At 74.2% G+C, this 14,256-nt stretch carries 12 protein-coding genes and 1 pseudogene; 10 read left to right on the top strand and 3 right to left on the bottom strand.

Annotated elements, in window-relative coordinates:
• Positions 1-59: 59 nt before the first annotated feature.
• The 3 genes from zwf to tkt all read right to left on the bottom strand — a co-directional run bounded on the left by zwf (position 60) and on the right by tkt (position 5,175).
• The gene (zwf, locus tag ACN9MS_RS11180; protein ID WP_047232815.1) at positions 60-1,601 is read right to left on the bottom strand and encodes a glucose-6-phosphate dehydrogenase; all 1,542 of its coding nucleotides are present in this window, start codon (positions 1,599-1,601) and stop codon (positions 60-62) included.
• A gap of 148 nt (positions 1,602-1,749) precedes the next feature.
• On the bottom strand, positions 1,750-2,889 hold the full coding sequence (gene tal / locus ACN9MS_RS11175; RefSeq protein ID WP_426308695.1) for a transaldolase: 1,140 nt from the start codon (positions 2,887-2,889) through the stop codon (positions 1,750-1,752).
• A gap of 123 nt (positions 2,890-3,012) precedes the next feature.
• Positions 3,013-5,175, bottom strand: coding sequence for a transketolase (gene tkt, locus ACN9MS_RS11170; RefSeq protein ID WP_426308694.1), 2,163 nt, complete (start codon positions 5,173-5,175; stop codon positions 3,013-3,015).
• Positions 5,176-5,528: 353 nt separating this feature from the next.
• On the opposite strand from tkt, the gene ACN9MS_RS11165 reads away from it, so the two are divergent.
• The 10 genes and pseudogenes from ACN9MS_RS11165 to ACN9MS_RS11120 all read left to right on the top strand — a co-directional run bounded on the left by ACN9MS_RS11165 (position 5,529) and on the right by ACN9MS_RS11120 (position 14,238).
• Positions 5,529-6,557 carry a heme o synthase gene (locus tag ACN9MS_RS11165; RefSeq protein WP_378233316.1) on the top strand — a complete coding sequence of 343 codons (1,029 nt, stop codon included), beginning with the start codon at positions 5,529-5,531 and terminating at the stop codon, positions 6,555-6,557.
• A gap of 30 nt (positions 6,558-6,587) precedes the next feature.
• A complete protein-coding gene (gene xerD, locus ACN9MS_RS11160; protein WP_426308693.1) occupies positions 6,588-7,541 on the top strand; it encodes a site-specific tyrosine recombinase XerD in 954 nt (317 codons plus the stop codon).
• Positions 7,542-7,798: 257 nt separating this feature from the next.
• Complete coding sequence (locus tag ACN9MS_RS11155; RefSeq protein WP_277511862.1) at positions 7,799-8,629, top strand: ParA family protein; 831 nt, start codon at positions 7,799-7,801, stop codon at positions 8,627-8,629.
• Positions 8,613-9,554, top strand: a complete 942-nt coding sequence (locus tag ACN9MS_RS11150) for a segregation and condensation protein A (RefSeq protein WP_426308692.1) — start codon at positions 8,613-8,615, stop codon at positions 9,552-9,554. The genes ACN9MS_RS11155 and ACN9MS_RS11150 overlap by 17 nt, the downstream gene beginning before the upstream one ends.
• Positions 9,551-10,159, top strand: a pseudogene (scpB, locus tag ACN9MS_RS11145) (SMC-Scp complex subunit ScpB); the annotation flags it as partial. The gene ACN9MS_RS11150 and the pseudogene scpB, both read left to right, overlap by 4 nt.
• Positions 10,160-10,323: 164 nt before the next feature.
• Positions 10,324-11,367 carry a pseudouridine synthase gene (locus ACN9MS_RS11140; RefSeq protein WP_426308691.1) on the top strand — a complete coding sequence of 348 codons (1,044 nt, stop codon included), beginning with the start codon at positions 10,324-10,326 and terminating at the stop codon, positions 11,365-11,367.
• A 78-nt stretch (positions 11,368-11,445) separates the two neighbouring features.
• Entirely contained in the window at positions 11,446-11,808 is a 363-nt protein-coding gene (gene aroH, locus ACN9MS_RS11135; protein ID WP_426308690.1) for a chorismate mutase, read from the top strand.
• Positions 11,805-12,566: a (d)CMP kinase gene (gene cmk / locus ACN9MS_RS11130; RefSeq protein ID WP_426308689.1), complete on the top strand. Its 762-nt coding sequence runs from the start codon at positions 11,805-11,807 to the stop codon at positions 12,564-12,566. The genes aroH and cmk overlap by 4 nt, the downstream gene beginning before the upstream one ends.
• Positions 12,563-13,273 (top strand): lysophospholipid acyltransferase family protein, encoded by a 711-nt coding sequence (locus ACN9MS_RS11125; RefSeq protein ID WP_426308688.1) that lies wholly within the window; start codon positions 12,563-12,565, stop codon positions 13,271-13,273. Before cmk ends, ACN9MS_RS11125 begins: the two co-directional genes overlap by 4 nt.
• Positions 13,270-14,238: an EamA family transporter gene (locus ACN9MS_RS11120; protein ID WP_426308687.1), complete on the top strand. Its 969-nt coding sequence runs from the start codon at positions 13,270-13,272 to the stop codon at positions 14,236-14,238. Before ACN9MS_RS11125 ends, ACN9MS_RS11120 begins: the two co-directional genes overlap by 4 nt.
• Positions 14,239-14,256 lie beyond the last annotated feature (18 nt).

Below are 14,256 nucleotides of genomic sequence, written 5' to 3'. Positions count from 1 at the left end.
TCGGGGGGTCTCACTCAGGGTCGCCGCGCTCCGCGGGGCCGACGCCGGGACGGCGGCCGTCACGGGCGCCGCCACGAACGGCCGTCGCGCGCGAGCATCGCGTCGGCCGACTCCGGGCCCCACGTGCCGGACCGGTACTGGTCGGGCGTGCCCTTGGCGGCCCAGTGCGCGGTGATCGGGTCGAGGATCTTCCACGAGAGCTCGACCTCCTCGCGCGTCGGGAAGAGCGGCGGGTCGCCGAGCAGGACGTCGAGGATGAGGCGCTCGTAGGCCTCGGGGGAGGACTCGGTGAACGCGTGCCCGTAGCCGAAGTCCATCGTGACGTCGCGGACCTCCATCGCGGTGCCCGGGACCTTCGCACCGAAGCGCATCGTGACGCCCTCGTCGGGCTGGACGCGGATCACGAGCGCGTTGTTGCCCAGGTCGGACGCCTGCGACGTCTCGAACGGCAGGTGCGGGGCCTTCTTGAAGACGACCGCGACCTCGGTCACGCGGCGCCCGAGGCGCTTGCCCGTGCGCAGGTAGAACGGGACGCCCGCCCAGCGGCGGTTGTCGATGTCCACGCGGATCGCGGCGTAGGTCTCGGTCGTCGAGTCGGCGGGGATCCCGTCCTCGTCGAGGAAGCCGATGACCTCCTCGCCGCCCTGCCAGCCGGCCGCGTACTGGCCGCGCGCGGTGTGCTTGGACAGCTCGCGCGGAAGCCGCACCGCCGACAGCGCCTTGATCTTCTCGGCGCGCAGCGACGGGGCGTCGAACGACACGGGCTCCTCCATCGCGACGAGCGCGAGGAGCTGGAGCAGGTGGTTCTGGATGACGTCGCGCGCGGCGCCGATGCCGTCGTAGTAGCCCGCGCGGCCGCCGATGCCGATGTCCTCGGCCATCGTGATCTGCACGTGGTCCACGTAGTTCGCGTTCCAGATCGGCTCGAACATCTGGTTGGCGAACCGCAGCGCGAGGAGGTTCTGGACCGTCTCCTTGCCGAGGTAGTGGTCGATGCGGAAGACCGAGTCGGGCGGGAAGACCTCCGACACGACGGCGTCGAGCTCGCGGGCGCTCTCGAGGTCGTGGCCGAAGGGCTTCTCGATGACGACACGGCGCCAGGCGTCTCCTTCGGAGCGGGAGAGCCCGGAGCGGGAGAGCTGCCGGCACACGACCGGGAACGCGCTCGGCGGCACCGAGAGGTAGAAGGCGTGGTTGCCGCCCGTGCCGCGCTCGGCGTCCAGCGTCTCGACGGTCTCGCGCAGCCGCTCGAAGGCGTCCTCGTCGTCAAACGTGCCCTGCACGAACCTGATCCCCTCGGCGAGCTGCCGCCACGTCGCCTCGCGGAACGGCGTGCGCGCGTGCTCCTTCACCGCGTCGTGCACGACCTGCGCGAAGTCCTGGTCCTCCCAGTCGCGGCGTGCGAAGCCCGTGAGCGCGAAGCCCGGGGGGAGCAGGCCGCGGTTGGCCAGGTCGTACACCGCGGGCATGAGCTTCTTGCGGGCGAGGTCGCCCGTGACGCCGAAGATGACGAGCCCGCAGGGGCCCGCGATCCGCGGCAGGCGCAGGTCGAGGGGGTCGCGCAGCGGGTTGTGCTCTGGCGTGATCTTGGCCGGTCTCACCTGGTGGCACCGTTCCGTTTCGAGGAGGGGTCGGGAGGACTGCAGAAGGACTGAGGCGTGTGCGGATGATACGGGCGGCGTGCGTCGTCGTGCCGTCGTTCCCGCAGGTCGGACGCGTGCCCGCGGAGGCGGGCACGCGTCGGGGTGGTCAGGAGCCGGAGGCGTCGCGCAGACCGTCGCGCGTCGTGGCGAGGAGGTCGGTCCAGCTGTCCTCGAACTTGCGCACGCCCTCCTCCTCGAGGCGGTCGGTGACCTCGACGAGGGAGACGCCGAAGGACTCGACGGTCTCGAGCGTGCGGCGCGCCGCGGCCGCCGTGCCGGTGATCGTGTCGCCCGTCACGACGCCATGGTCGGCGAACGCCTGGAGCGTCGCCTCGGGCATGGTGTTGACGATGCCGTCGGTCACGAGCTCGTCGACGTACATCGTGTCGCGGTACTCCGGGTTCTTCACGCCCGTCGAGGCCCAGAGCGGGCGCTGCGGGTGCGCGCCGGACGCGGCGAGCGAGCGCCACCGGTCGGTCTGGCGGAACTCCTCGTAGGCCTCGAACGCGAGGCGCGCGTTGGCGATCGCGGCCTGGCCGCGCAGGTCGAGCGCCTCCGGGGTGCCGACCGTCTCGAGCGCGGCGTCCACCGCGGTGTCCACGCGCGAGACGAAGAACGACGCGACGGAGCCGACGGGCGCGAGGTCGATGCCGTCCGCGCGCGCCTGCTCGAGCCCGATCGCGAACGCCTCCATCACCGCGCGGTAGCGCGCGAGCGAGAAGATGAGCGTCACGTTGACGCTGATGCCCTGCGCGAGGGTGCGGGAGATCGCGTCGAGGCCTGCGACGGTCGCGGGGATCTTGATGTAGACGTTGGGGCGGTCGATGGTGGCCCACAGGCGCTGGGCCGTGACGACCGTCTTGTCGGCGTCGTGCGCGAGGCGCGGGTCCACCTCGATCGACACGCGCCCGTCGACGCCGTCGGTCGCGTCGTAGACCGGGCGCAGCAGGTCGGCGGCGGCGCGCACGTCGTCCGTCGTGATCCGCTCGACGGCGGCCTCGACCGCCGCGTCGTCCAAGCCGGCGGGCGCGAGCTCGGCGAGCTGCGCGTCGTACGCGTCACCCTTCGAGAGCGCCGCCGCGAAGATCGTGGGGTTCGTCGTGACCCCGACGACGCCGCGCGTCGCGACGAGGTCGGCGAGGTTGCCGGTGCGCAGCCGTTCTCGCGAGAGGTCGTCGAGCCAGATGGACACGCCCGCTCCCGTGAGCTGCTCGATGGGGCCGGGGACGGTGGGGGACTGCGTCATCGGACTTCCTCTCGGTGGTGCTCTCGCTGCGGGCGTGCTCCCGGGAGGTCGCGCACGGCGGCCGGTTCCGGGGCAGTCCCGAGGTGGGGCCGCGCACGGCCCCACCTCGGAATCTACGAAGGGTCAGCGCTGGTCGCCAGTGCCACCCTCCGAGGGCGTCGGCGCGGCACCCGGGGCGTCGCCACCGCGCGCGGCCGCGATCGACTCGCGAGCCGCCGAGGCGACGGCCTCGGACGTGATGCCGAACTCGCGGTACAGCACCTGGTAGTCGGCCGAGGCGCCGTAGTGCTCGAGGCTCACGGTGCGACCCGCGTCCCCGACGAGCTCGCGCCAGCCCTGCGCCACGCCCGCCTCGACGGAGACGCGCGCGCGGACGGCGGCCGGCAGGACCGACTCGCGGTACGCGGCGTCCTGGCCGTCGAACCACTCGCGGCTCGGCAGCGACACGACGCGGGCCTGCAGGCCCTCGCCCGCGAGGATCTCGCGCGCCTCGACGGCGAGCTGCACCTCGGAGCCGGTGCCGATGAGGATGACGTCGGGCGTGCCGTCGGTGTCGAGGAGCACGTAGCCGCCGCGCGCGGTGCCCGACGCGTCGGCGTAGCCCTCGGTGCCGCGCGGGAACGTCGGGACGTTCTGGCGCGTGAGGATGATGCCCGCCGGGCGCTCGGTGTTCTCGAGGATCGTGCGCCACGCCCACGACGTCTCGTTGGCGTCGGCCGGACGGACGACGTCGAGGCCCGGGATGGCGCGCAGCGCGGCGAGGTGCTCGACGGGCTGGTGCGTCGGGCCGTCCTCGCCGAGGCCGATCGAGTCGTGCGTCCACACGAACGTCGTCGGGATCTCCATGAGCGCGGCGAGGCGCACCGCGGGGCGCATGTAGTCGCTGAACTGGAGGAACGTGCCGCCGTAGGCGCGCGTGCCGCCGTGCAGGACGATGCCGTTGAGGATCGCGCCCATGGCGTGCTCGCGGATGCCGAAGTGCAGCGTGCGGCCGTACTCGTGACCCGGGAACTTCTTGGTCGCGTGCTCGACCGGCACGAACGACGGCTCGCCGTCCATGGTCGTGTTGTTCGAGCCGGCGAGGTCGGCGGAGCCGCCCCACAGCTCGGGCAGCACGTCCTTGAGCGCGGTGAGGACCTTGCCGGACGCGGAGCGCGTCGCGACGGCCTTGCCCGCCTCGAACGTCGGCAGGGCGTCCTCCCAGCCGGCCGGGAGCTCGCGGTTCGCGAGGCGCCCGAGGAGCTCGGCGCCGGACGGGTTCGCGGTCTTCCACGCGGCGAAGGCCGTGTCCCAGGCCGCGCGCGCGTCGCCCAGGCGCTCGCCGACGGCGCGCGTGTACGCGAGCACCTCGTCGTCGATCGCGAAGCTCGCCTCGGGATCGAGGCCGAGCTCGATCTTCAGGCCCTTGATCTCGTCGGCGCCCATGGCCGAGCCGTGGATGCCGCCGGTGTTCTGCTTGGTCGGCGACGGGTAGCCGATGATCGTGCGCAGCGCGATGATCGACGGCTTGCCGGTCTCGGCCTTGGCGGCCTCGATCGCGGCGTGCAGCGCGTCGACGTCCTCGCCGTAGCCCGTGCCGCCGTTGGTCCAGTCGACGCGCTGGGTGTGCCAGCCGTACGCCGCGTAGCGCGCGAGGACGTCCTCGGTGAACGCGATGTCCGTGTCGTCCTCGATGGAGATCTTGTTGTCGTCCCAGATGACGACGAGGTTGCCGAGCTGCTGGTGGCCGGCGAGCGAGGAAGCCTCGCTCGTCACGCCCTCCTGCAGGTCGCCGTCGGACGCGATGACGTAGACGTGGTGGTCGAACGGCGACTCGCCCGGGGCGGTCGACGGGTCGAGCAGGCCGCGCTCGCGGCGGGCCGCGAACGCCATGCCGACGGAGGACGCGAGGCCCTGGCCGAGCGGGCCGGTCGTGATCTCGACGCCGCGGGTGTGCTTGTACTCGGGGTGGCCGGGGGTCTGGGAGCCCCACGTGCGCAGCGCCTCGATGTCCGCCATCTCCAGGCCGTACCCGGCGAGGAAGAGCTGGAGGTAGATCGTGAGCGACGAGTGGCCCGCCGAGAGCACGAACCGGTCGCGGCCGACCCAGTGGTCGTCCGACGGGTCGTGGCGCATGACCTTCTGGAACAGGAGGTAGGCGGCCGGGGCCAGCGAGATCGCGGTGCCGGGGTGGCCGTTGCCCACCTTCTCCACCGCGTCGGCGGCGAGCGCCTTGATCGTCTTGACGGCCCGGTCGTCCAGGTCCGTCCAGTCCAGGGGCGTGTGAGCAGGGGACAACGCGTTCACCGAACCTCATTCCCGTCCGGAGCGCGCGCCCCGGATCCTCGCGACAACTCGAAACAACCGTTGAACATTTCCCGGCCTCACGCCTCAGGGGGCGGGGCGGCCCGGTGCCGGTCACGTCGTCCGCGGGCCACAGGTCCTGACGGGCGGTCCGACGCGGGACGGTTGCAGGTCCAGCCTATACGCGGACGCGATCCGCGCCCGGGCGGTGCCCACGTGCTGGATTTCGGTCGGATGTCACACAATCGCCCGGGCCGTCCGGTCGGCCCCGGCGCAGGCGGGGACGTACGATGAGCGAGGACGACCGGCGGTCCGTCCCAGCTCGCCCCCCACCTCAGAACGGAACACCGAAGCGCGTGCACACCACGAGCCAGGCACCGATCGACGGGACCGGAAGCCCGTCTGGCGCCGCGTCGACCCAGCAGCCGTCCTCGCCGACGAGCCCCGCGACCTCCGTCGCCCCGACGGCCGAGGCGGTGCGCGCGGCCCGCACCGTGCGCGAGCGCCTCGGCGCCTACGTCGCGCTGACGAAGCCGCGCATCATCGAGCTCCTCCTCGTGACCACGGTGCCGACGATGATCCTGGCTCAGCGGGGGCTGCCGGGCATCGGGCTGATCCTCGCGACTCTCGTGGGCGGCACGCTCGCCGCGGCCTCGGCCAACGTCTACAACTGCTACCTCGACCGCGACATCGACGAGGTCATGAACCGCACCAAGCGGCGCCCCCTCGTCACGGGCGAGGTGACGCCGCGCGCCGCGCTGGTCTTCGCGACCGTCCTCGGCGTCGTGTCGCTCGTGTGGTTCGCGCTCCTGGTCAACGTCGTCTCGGCGTGGCTGACGTTCGCGGCGATCGCGATCTACGTCGTCGGATACACGATGATCCTCAAGCGCCGCACGCCGCAGAACATCGTCTGGGGCGGGATCGCGGGCTGCATGCCGGTCCTCATCGGCTGGTCGGCCGTCACCGGGTCGCTGAGCTGGGCCGCGCTCGCGCTGTTCCTCGTCATCTTCTTCTGGACGCCGCCGCACTACTGGCCGCTGTCCATGAAGTTCAAGCGCGACTACGCCAACGCCGGCGTGCCGATGCTCCCGGTCGTCGCGGACGACCGCAAGGTCGCGCGGGAGATGATCGTCTACAGCGTCGCGATGATCGCCTCGTCGCTCGCGCTGTGGCCGCTCGCCGGCATGACCTGGGTCTACGGCGTCGTCGCCACGGTGCTCGGTGCCTGGTTCCTGTCCTCGTGCGTGACCATGCTCCGCCGCGCCCGGGACAAGGCCGACGGCAAGGGCGGCAAGGTCGGGGAGATGAAGGTCTTCCACGCCTCGATCACGTACCTCACCCTGCTCTTCGTCGCGGTGGCGGTCGACGTCTTCCTCCCGCTGTGAGCCCGGCCGTGCCGGGAGGGCGGTAGGACGATGGGGTCCGGCGAGGCGCACGTGCCCGAGGCGCTGGACCGCGCCGCGCGCGAGTACCTCGCACACCTCGCCGTCGAGCGCGGCCTGTCCGCGAACACCGTCGCCGCCTACCGGCGCGACCTCGCGCGCTACGTCGCGTTCCTCGCCGCGCGCGGCAACCACGCCGTGCGCGAGGTCGAGGCGGACGACGTCGCGGCGTACGTCACCGCGCTGCGGACCGGGGCCGACGGCGGGGCGAGCCTCTCGCCGTCGTCCACCGCCCGGTCCGTGGCCGCCGTGCGCGGCTGGCACCGCTTCTGCGCCGCGGAGGGCATGGCCGACTCCGACGCGTCCGCCGACGTGCGCCCGCCGGCCCAGGGCAAGCGGCTGCCCAAGGCGATCTCGACCGACGAGGTCGCGCGGATCCTCGAGGCCTCCGGCGTCGGCGACGGCGCCGCCCCGCTGCGCGACCGGGCGCTGCTCGAGCTCGTCTACTCGACCGGCGCGCGCATCACCGAGGCCGTGAGCCTCGACGTCGACGACCTCGACCTCGGCACCGGCGCCGTCCGCCTCCTCGGCAAGGGCGGCAAGGAGCGCGTGGTGCCCGTCGGGTCGTTCGCCCGGCGCGCGCTCGACGCCTACCTGGTGCGGGGCCGCGCGGCGCTCGCCGCGCACGGGCGCGGCACGCCCGCCGTCTTCCTCAACACGCGCGGCGCGCGGCTGTCGCGGCAGAGCGCCTGGGCGGTGCTGCGCACCGCCGCGGAGCGCGCGGGCATCGACCACCCCGAGCGGATCTCGCCGCACACGCTGCGGCACTCGTTCGCGACCCACCTGCTCGCGGGCGGCGCGGACGTGCGCGTCGTCCAGGAGCTCCTGGGGCACGCGTCCGTCACGACGACGCAGATCTACACGCTCGTGACCCCGGACACGCTGCGCGAGGTGTACGCCGCCGCCCACCCCCGCGCGCTGGGCTGACGGAGCCGTTCCCGGAGCCGCGGGCGGGAACGCGGCGCGCGGGCGCGTGCGCACGAGCGGGGGCGAGGTCCTGCGATACCGTGGCGAGCGTGAGCAGCCAGGCCGAGACCCAGCCCGAGACGCGCGGCGCGCAGAGCTCGCACGGCGACGCCGTCCGTCCGGCCGCCCCCGTGACCTCCCCCGAGCGTGACGCCGCACCTGTCGTCGACCACGCCACGAACGGCGCGAGCCGGGAGGCGGCCGAGGCGCCCACCGACGTGGTCGGCCGTCCTCTGCCCGAGTTCCCGGTCCCGGCGCCGCTCGCGTCGCACGGCCCCGGTCGCATCATCGCGATGTGCAACCAGAAGGGCGGCGTCGGCAAGACGACGACCACCATCAACCTCGGCGCGACGCTCGCCGAGTACGGTCGCAAGGTCCTGCTCGTCGACTTCGACCCGCAGGGAGCCGCGTCCGTCGGGCTCGGCGTCAACCCGCACGAGCTCGACCGCACGGTCTACAACCTCCTCATGGAGCGGGGCGCGGACATCCACGACGTGCTCGTCCCGACGGACGTCGAGAACCTCGACCTCCTGCCCGCCAACATCGACCTCTCGGCCGCGGAGGTCCAGCTCGTCGGCGAGGTCGCGCGCGAGTCCGTGCTGTCGCGCGTGCTGCGGCCCGTCGTCGACGACTACGACGTCATCCTCGTGGACTGCCAGCCCTCGCTCGGCCTGCTCACGGTCAACGCGCTCACCGCCGCGCACGGCGTGCTCATCCCGCTCGAGTGCGAGTTCTTCGCGCTGCGCGGCGTGGCGCTGCTCGTCGAGACGATCGAGAAGGTGCGCGACCGGCTCAACCCGCGCCTCGAGGTCGACGGGATCCTCGCGACGATGTTCGACTCCCGCACGCTGCACTCGCGCGAGGTCGTGGCGCGCGTGCACGAGGCGTTCGGGGACAAGCTGCTCCAGACCGTCATCGGGCGCACCGTGAAGTTCCCCGACGCGTCGGTCGCGGCCGAGCCCATCACCGTCTACGCGCCGACGCACCCCGGCGCCGTCGCCTACCGGCAGCTCGCCCGGGAGCTGGTCGCCCGTGGCGACGCCGCCTGACGCACCGCCCGAGTCACCGCCCGGCTCGTCCTCGCCGGCACGGACGGGCTTCGAGGTCCGCCTCGACAACTTCAGCGGCCCGTTCGACCTGCTGCTGTCCCTCATCACCAAGCACAAGCTCGACATCACCGAGGTCGCGCTCGCGCGCGTGACGGACGACTTCATCGCCTACATCCGCGACGCCGAGCGCGCAGCCACCGCCGCGCGGGCCGCGGGAGAGGACCACCCGGGGTGGGACCTCGGGACCGCGAGCGAGTTCCTCGTCGTCGCGGCGACCCTGCTCGACCTCAAGGCCGCGCGCCTGCTGCCCACGGGCAGCGTCGAGGACGACGAGGACCTGGCGCTGCTCGAGGCGCGCGACCTGCTGTTCGCGCGCCTCCTGCAGTACCGCGCGTACAAGGACGTCTCCGGGGTCCTCGCGGAACGGTTCGAGAGCGCGGGCCGCCGCTTCCCGCGCGTCGTGCAGCTCGAGCCGCACCTCGCCGCACTCCTGCCCGAGCTCGTGTGGACCATGGGGCCCGACCAGCTCGCCGCGCTCGCGGCCCGGGCACTCGCGCCCAAGGCGCCTCCGCCCGGCGTCTCGCTCGACCACCTGCACGCGCCCGCGGTGAGCGTGCGCGAGCAGGCGGGCATCGTCGTGGACCGCGTCCGCAGCCACGGCACGACGACGTTCCGCGCCCTCGTCGCGGACGCGGGGGAGACCGCCGTGGTCGTCGCCCGGTTCCTCGCCCTGCTCGAGCTGTTCCGCCAGGCGCTCGTCGCGTTCGACCAGGTGACGCCGCTCGGCGAGCTCACCGTGCGGTGGTCGGGAGACGACGACGCGCCGGATCCCGCCCTCGCCGACGTCGGCAGCGAGTTCGACGAGGGAGACGGCTCCGAGCCGGTCGACGCCCTCGCACCCACCGACCAGGAGGTCCCCGCGTGACGCAGCCCGACGGCGCCCCCGCCCTCGACGAGGTCCTCGCGCCCGCCGTGCACGACCTTCCGGGCGGCCTTCCGGCGGCGCTCGAGGCCGTGCTCATGGTCGCGGACGAGCCGATCCCGGTGGTCGAGCTCGCGGCGGCGCTCGCCGTCCCGGTCGACGACGTGCTGAGCGCGCTGCACGACCTCGCCGCCGAGTACCGCGGCGACGACGGCGGGCGACCCCGCGGGTTCGAGCTGCGCGCGGCGGGCGGTGGCTGGCGCGTCTACTCTGCGCCCGCGCACGCCGAGGTCGTGGGACGGTTCGTGCAGGGCGGCCAGACGGCGCGGCTCACGCAGGCGGCGTTGGAGACTCTGGCCGTGATCGCGTACCGTCAACCGGTCAGCCGCGGCCAGGTGTCGGCGGTGCGAGGGGTCAACGTGGACGGCGTGGTGCGCACTCTCGTGGCGCGCGGGCTCGTGGCCGAGGTCGGTCAGGATCCGCACACCGGCGCCGGCCTGTTCGGCACCACGGGCTACTTCCTCGAGCGCATGGGCTTCACGTCGCTCGACGAGCTGCCCCCGCTCGCGCCGCACCTGCCGGACATGGACGACCTCGAGGGCCTGGACGGGCTCGCCGACCTGCGCGGACCCGCGCGGGCAGCAGCCGTCGCGCCCGCGACGGACCTCCCCGACGGCGCGGCTGACGGCGGGGACGACGCACCGGCGTCGGCCCCGACGCCGCACGACGTGGCGCACGACGCCACGCAGGACACGACGGACGAAGGACACGCATGAGCTCGAAGGACGGACGCCAGCCCGGTGACGGGGGGCGCGGGCGCTCCCCGCGCGACGGGGCGGGCGACGCGCGTCGCGGTGGCCCGCGACGCGGCGACGCCGCACGCTCGGGCGGTGCCCCGCGGGGGGCCGGCTCCGGGTCGACGGGCACGTCCGCGGGCCGGGGCGCGAGCGCGGCTCGTGGCGGTCGCGGTGGCCAGGGCGCGGGGCGCGGCACGACGTCGTCGCGCGGTGGGCAGCAGCCCGGTCGGCAGCAGCACGGTCGGCCGCGACGTGCGCAGCAGCCCACGGAGCCGCAGCGGGACGTGCACGTCGAGGACGGCGTGCGCCTCCAGAAGGTGCTCGCCTCTGCGGGGCTCGGGTCGCGCCGCGCGTGCGAGGAGCTCATCTCCCAGGGGCGGGTCGAGGTCGACGGCGTCCGCGTGAGCGAGCTGGGCGTGCGGATCGACCCGGAGCGCGCCGTCGTGCACGTCGACGGGATGCGGCTGCAGCTCGACTCCTCGCGCGTGACGCTCGCGCTGAACAAGCCGCGCGGCGTCGTGTCGACGATGCACGACCCTGACGGTCGTCCGTCCATCGCCGAGCTCGTGGCGGACCGCTCCGAACGGCTGTTCCACGTGGGGCGCCTGGACGCGGACAGCGAGGGCCTGCTCCTGCTGACCAACGACGGCGAGCTCGCGAACCACCTCGCGCACCCGTCGCACGAGGTCCCCAAGACCTACCTCGTCACGGTGCGCGGCAAGGTGCCGGGCAACGTCGCCAACAAGTTCCTGCACGGCATCGAGCTCGAGGACGGCCCCGTGCGCGCCGACGCGTACCGGGTCGTAGACCAGGTCGCGGACCAGACGATGATCGAGGTCGTGCTGCACTCGGGGCGCAACCGCGTGGTGCGTCGCATGTTCGAGGAGGTCGGCTTCCCGGTGACGCGCCTCGTGCGCACGCGCATCGGTCCCATCGCCCTCGGCAACCTGCGCCCGGGGACGACGCGCGTCCTCGGCCGCACGGAGCTCGGCACGCTCATGGCGGGCGTCGGGCTCTAGGAGCCCGTCCACCAGTCCGCACCACCACCCCGACGGACCGCCGTGAGGCGGGCCGTCCCGCACGAAGGAGCACCACCCATGCCGGTCCGGGCGATCCGGGGCGCGACCCAGCTCGACGTCGACGAGCGCGAGCACCTCTTCGCGCGCACGCGCGAGCTCGTCCAAGAGGTGCTCGACGCGAACGCCGTCGACACCGACGCGCTCATCTCGATCCTCTTCACGTGCACGCCCGACCTCGTCGCCGACTTCCCGGCCGCCGCGGCGCGCGAGATGGGGCTCGGCGACGTGCCCCTCATGTGCGCGACGGAGATCGCGGTGCCGGGCGCGCTGCCGCGCGTCGTGCGCCTCATGGCGCACGCCGACCTCGACGTCGAGCGGTCGGCCGTCCAGCACGTGTACCTGCACGGGGCCACCTCGCTGCGCAAGGACCTCGCCCAGTGAGCGCGGGGGAGGGGGGCACCGCGAGCACGGTGGGCGCCGCGCTGACGATCGCGGTCGACGGTCCCTCGGGGTCCGGCAAGTCGAGCGTGTCCAAGGGCGTCGCGCGCCGGCTCGGGCTCGCGTACCTCGACACGGGCGCCATGTACCGCGCGGCGACCTGGTGGTGCCTGCACCGCGGCGAGGACCTCGCCGACCAGGCGGCGGTCGCGCACGCCGTGCGGGTCATGCCCCTGGTCATGGGCCTGGACCCTTCCGGCCCGACGGTCCACGTGGACGGCACGGACGTCGGCGAGGCGATCCGCTCGACCGAGATCTCGACGGCCGTGAGCGCCGTCGCGACCAACCTCGACGTCCGCGCGGAGCTGCGGCGCCTCCAGCGCGCGGTCATCGAGGCCGAGCGCACGCCGTCCGGGTTCGCCGGGGGGCGTGGCGTCGTGGCCGAGGGCCGGGACATCACGACGGTCGTCGCGCCCGACGCCGACGCGCGCGTGCTGCTCACGGCGAGCGAGGAGGCGCGCCTGGCGCGGCGCTCGCTCGACGTGCACGGCACGGCCGACGCGGCCGCGGTCGAGGCGACGAAGGACCAGGTGCTGCGCCGGGACCGCGACGACGCGACCGTCTCGCAGTTCCAGGTCGCGGCGGACGGGGTCGTGACGGTCGACTCCTCCGAGCTCGACCTCGAGCAGACGATCGACGCGGTGCTCGCCGTCGTCGAGCAGGTCACCGGGCGGGTGGTCGGCCCGCGCCAGGGCTCGTGAGCCCGACAGCGCGGCCCGCGGGCGAACGGGTTCCTTCGCCGGCCGGGCCGGCGTGGTCCCGGTGGGTCGGCCGCTTCCTCGCGCGCGTCGTCTGGTCGACCGAGGTCCTCGGCGCGGAGAACGTGCCGGCCGAGGGCCCCGTCGTGCTCGCGGCGAACCACACGGGCGTGGTCGACGGGCCGGTCGTGCTCGGGGTGGCGCCCCGTCCGCTGCACGTCCTCGTCAAGGAGGAGATGTTCGTCGGGCCGGTCGGATGGGTCCTGCGCGCCGCCGGCCAGATCCCTGTGGACCGCAGCGGCGGGCGGCGCGCGCTCGCGACCGGGCTGGGCGTGCTGCGTCGCCACGGTGCGGTCGGCGTGTTCCCTGAGGGCAACCGCGGCCGCGGCGACGCGACGTCGGCGCGCGCGGGGGTCGCGTGGCTCGCGCTCAACGGGAAGGCCCGCGTCGTGCCGGTGGCCGTGCTCGGCACGCGCCGCACGGGCGAGGGCGTGAACCGGATCCCGGGCCTGCGCCGGCGCCTCGTGGTCCGGTTCGGCGAGCCGTTCGCGGTCGAGCGGGTGCCCGGCGTGAGCGGCAAGCGGGCGCTCGAGGACGCGAACGAGCGCATCCGGGCCGCGCTGTCCGAGCTCGTGGTCGACACCGTCGCCCGCACCGGCGTGGCGCTGCCGACGGACGACCCGAACCGGGAGCGGCGGGCGGCACCGTGACCGCGTCACCCGAGGGGCGCCTGGACGGACCGGCGGGACCCGCGGCGACGCACGTCGTGGGCGACCGACCGGGCACGGGCATCCTCGTCGGCCTCGCGTCGGCGATCGCTTTCGGCGCGAGCGGCCCCTTCGTCAAGCCACTCCTCGAGGTCGGGTGGACCCCCGGGGCCGCCGTCTTCGCGCGCGCCCTGTGCTCGGCGCTCGTCCTCGCCCCGGTCGCGGCGGTCGCGCTGCGCGGCAGCCACCGGATGCTGCGCGAGGAGTGGCGCCTCGTCCTCGGGTTCGGCCTCGTCGCGGTCGCCGGGACGCAGCTCTGCTACTTCGCGGCCGTCGCGCGCATGCCCGTCGGCATCGCGCTGCTGGTCGAGTACCTCGCACCCGTGCTGCTCGTGGGCCTCGCGTGGCTGCGCACGCGGCACGTCCCGCCGCGGCTCACGCTCGCGGGCTGCGTCGTCGCGGTCGCCGGGCTCGTGCTCGTCGTGGACCCCGCCGGGGCGCGCCCCGACCTGGTCGGCCTCCTCTTCGCGCTCGGCGCGGCCGTGGGGCTGGGGGCGTACTTCGTGCTGTCGGCGCGCCCGACCCGCCTGCCGCCCGTCGCGCTCGCGGCGTCCGGGCTGGGCGTCGGGGCGCTCGCCCTGGGCGCCGCCGGGCTCGTGGGCGTCCTGCCGTTCGACGCTCCGTTCGTCGACGTCGTGCTGCTCGGGTCGTCGGCGCCCTGGTACGTGCCGCTCGCCGTCGTCGTGCTCGTGGCGACGGCGTTCGCGTACGTCTCCGGCGTGGCCGCGACCGTGCGCATGGGCGAGCGGCTCGCTTCGTTCGTCGGGCTGTCCGAGGTGCTGTTCGCCGTCGTCATCGCGTGGCTCCTCCTCGGTGAGGTGCCGACCCTCGTGCAGGCCGCGGGCGGCGTCCTCGTCGTCGCCGGAGTCGTGCTCGTGCGCCTCGCGGGGTCGCCCGCCGCGCGGTAGGTTCGCGCGTAGCCGGCC

It is taken from the genome of Cellulosimicrobium sp. E-16, from assembly GCF_049913115.1.
Classification (GTDB): Bacteria; Actinomycetota; Actinomycetes; order Actinomycetales; family Cellulomonadaceae; genus Cellulosimicrobium.
Note: the sequence above shows the minus strand (reverse complement) of the source record. Positions and strands in the feature narration are given on the sequence as shown.

Coding starts and splice junctions, on each gene's coding strand:
- tal (WP_426308695.1), bottom strand. CDS start 2,889: ATGACGCAGTCCCCCACCGTCCCCGGCCCCATCGAGCAGCTCACGGGA.
- xerD (WP_426308693.1), top strand. CDS start 6,588: ATGGGGTCCGGCGAGGCGCACGTGCCCGAGGCGCTGGACCGCGCCGCG.
- ACN9MS_RS11140 (WP_426308691.1), top strand. CDS start 10,324: ATGAGCTCGAAGGACGGACGCCAGCCCGGTGACGGGGGGCGCGGGCGC.
- aroH (WP_426308690.1), top strand. CDS start 11,446: ATGCCGGTCCGGGCGATCCGGGGCGCGACCCAGCTCGACGTCGACGAG.